Genomic DNA, 2,806 nt, shown 5'->3' on the forward strand with positions numbered 1-2,806 from the left:
GTGTTTTTGACCTGGTGGAGGAGGTCGGTGAAGGTGGGGTCGCCGGTGAGGTCGGTGCGCAGGACGAGGCTGTTGACGAACAGGCCGATGAGGTTCTCGGTTTCGGTGTGGGTGCGTCCTGCGGTGGGGGTGCCGATGGCGATGTCGTTTTGGCCGGTGTAGCGGGAGAGCATGATCTGGAATCCGGCCAGCACGGTCATGAAGAGACTCGCCTGCGCCTCGGCGGCGAGGCCGCGCAGGGCGGTGACCGTTCGGGTGGGGATGGTGAATTTGACCGCGTCGCCATGACCGCTGCGGGTGGGGCGGCGGGGTCGGTCGGTGGGGAGGTGCAGGGGTTGGAGGCCGGCGAGTTGGGTGCGCCAGTAGTCGAGTTGGGTGCCGAGCCGGTCGGTGGTGAGTTGCTGGTGTTGCCAAGCCGCGTAGTCGGCGTACTGGATAGGCGTTGCGGGCAGGGTGGTGGGGGTGTGGGTGGTGGCTGCGGTGTAGAGGTCGCGTAGTTCGCGGGCGAGGATGGCTTCGGACCAGCCGTCGAAGATGATGTGGTGCAGGCAGATCACCAGGACGGCCTCGTCGGGTGTGGTGCGCAGGAGTGTGGTGCGCAGCAGCGGGCCGGTGGCCAGGTCGAACGGGGTGGCGGCGGCGGCGTTCACGTGGCCGGTGATGGTGTTCTGGTCGTGGCCGGTCAGGTCGGTGACGGTGATCGTGACCGGTGCGGGGGGGTCGATGATCTGGTAGGGCTGGCCGGTGTCGTCTGCGGCGAACCGGGTGCGCAGCGTTTCGTGCCGGGCCACCAGGTGCGTCAGCGCCTGTTCGAGCGCCGCCACGTCAACGGGTCCGGTCAGGCGCAGGGCGATGGGGACGACGTAGTCGGATCGGCCGGGTTCCAGTTGGTCCAGGAACCACAGTCCCCGCTGCGCGGACGACAACGGCACCGGCTTCGAACGATCCCGCACAGGCAGGTGACGGGCCTGCTGGTGCCGGATACGGGAGAGCAGACGCGCCTGCGTCGAGCTGTTTTCCATGACTACTCCTCACCTTGGGCGTCGATCAGCTCAAGCAACTGGGACTTGATGCCGGCGATCGACGGCGAAAGAAACAGGCCCCTCAGGCTGATGCGGATGCCGGTCAGCCGCTCCACCTGGTTGACCAGTTGGACCGCCCGGAGCGAGTGGCCGCCGACCTCGAAGAAGTTGTCGTGGACGCCGACGCGGTCCACGCCCAGCAGATCGGCCCACACCTCGGCGAGCGCCTGCTCGATCTCGTCTCGTGGAGCCACGTGGGCCGCGCTGGGCGCGAGGTCCGCGACGTCGGGCGCGGGCAGCCTCTTGCGGTCCACCTTGCTGTTGGGGGACAGGGGCAGTGCGGGCAGCATCATGAACACCGCCGGGACCACGGCCGGCGGCAGCTCCTCCCGGCACAGAGCGCGGAGTTCGGCGACGTCCGGCTCACGGGCCGCAGGAACGCAGTACGCGACCAGGTGCTTGTCACGGGCGCCGTCCTCCCACGCGACGACGGCGCAGGCCGCGACATCGCGGTGCGACAGCAGGACCGCCTCGATCTCACCCGGCTCGACGCGCACGCCGCGCAGCTTCACCTGGCTGTCGATGCGACCGAGGAGGTCGAGTTCACCGCCGGCGGTGAACCGGCCGAGGTCCCCGGTCTTGTACATGCGGGCGCCGGGATCGCCCGTGAACGGGTCGGCGGGGAAACGTTCCGCGGTCAGCCCGGGCCGGCGCAGGTAGCCGCGGCCGACGGACCGCCCCCCGAGATAGACCTCCCCCACCGCACCGACGGGCACCGGCCGCAGCGAACCGTCCAGCACGTACACCGTCTGGTTCCTCATCGGGCGTCCGGCGAGGACGGGGGAGTCCGGCGAGGCGCGCCAGTAGGTCGTGTCCACCGACACCTCGGTGGCGCCGTAGAGGTTGATCAGATCGCCGTCGAACCGGTCGGCGAATCGCCGCACGAGCACCTCCGGCAGCGCTTCTCCGCTGCAGAACGCGTACCGCAGTCCGGTGCAGTCCGCCGGGTCCACCTGGGCGACGAACATGTCCATCAAGCTGGGGACGAAATGCAGTCCGACGATGCGGTGACGGCGCATGAGCGACCCGACGTGCGCCATGTCCAGGCGAGAGGCCCCCGGCACCAGGACGACCGTGCCCCCCTGCCAGAGCGGCCAAAGGATCTCGTACGCCGACACGTCGAAGGTCACCGGCGTGGCCTGCAGGAAGCTCTCGCCCGGGTGGATCGGAAACGCGTCCTGCATGCCTGCCATGTAGCTCACGACGCCCTGGTGTTCGATCATCACGCCTTTGGGCCTGCCGGTGGAGCCGGAGGTGTAGATGACGTAGGCGAGGTCGTGTGGTGTGGCCAGGGGCGGGGGGTCGGTGGAGGGGTGGGTGGCGATCTGGGGCCAGTGGGTGTCGATGAGGAGGGCGGCGGTGGAGTGGGGGAGTTGCGCGGCGAGGTCGTGCTGGGTGATGACCAGGGGCGCGGCGGTGTCGTGGAGCATGTAGGCGAGGCGTTCGGCGGGGTATTCGGGGTCGAGGGGGACGTAGGCGGCGCCGGCTTTGAGGATGGCCAGGAGGGCGACGATGAGGTCGGGGGTGCGGTCGAGGAAGACTCCCACCAGGTCTTCGGGGCCGATTCCTTGTGAGCGCAGGTGGTGGGCGAGTTGGTTGGCGCGGGTGTTGAGCTGGGCGTGGGTGAGGATCTGGTCGCCGTGGATGACGGCGGGTTCGTCGGGGCGGGTCGTGGCCTGTGCGGCGACCAGTTGGTGGATGGTCTGGTCGGCGGGGAACGGGCC

At 69.3% G+C, this 2,806-nt stretch carries 2 protein-coding genes; both read right to left on the reverse strand.

Annotation, left to right across the window (positions count from 1 at the left end; translation table 11 throughout):
* Positions 1-1,022: condensation domain-containing protein (locus tag ACGFIV_RS36180; RefSeq protein ID WP_392839587.1), on the reverse strand; the 1,022-nt coding region annotated here is incomplete at its 3' end.
* 2 nt (positions 1,023-1,024) lie between these two features.
* On the reverse strand, positions 1,025-2,806 hold a 1,782-nt coding region (locus ACGFIV_RS36185; RefSeq protein ID WP_392839589.1), incomplete at its 5' end, for an amino acid adenylation domain-containing protein.

Source organism: Sphaerisporangium sp. NPDC049003 (genome assembly GCF_043197795.1).
Taxonomy (GTDB): Bacteria; Actinomycetota; Actinomycetes; order Streptosporangiales; family Streptosporangiaceae; genus Sphaerisporangium.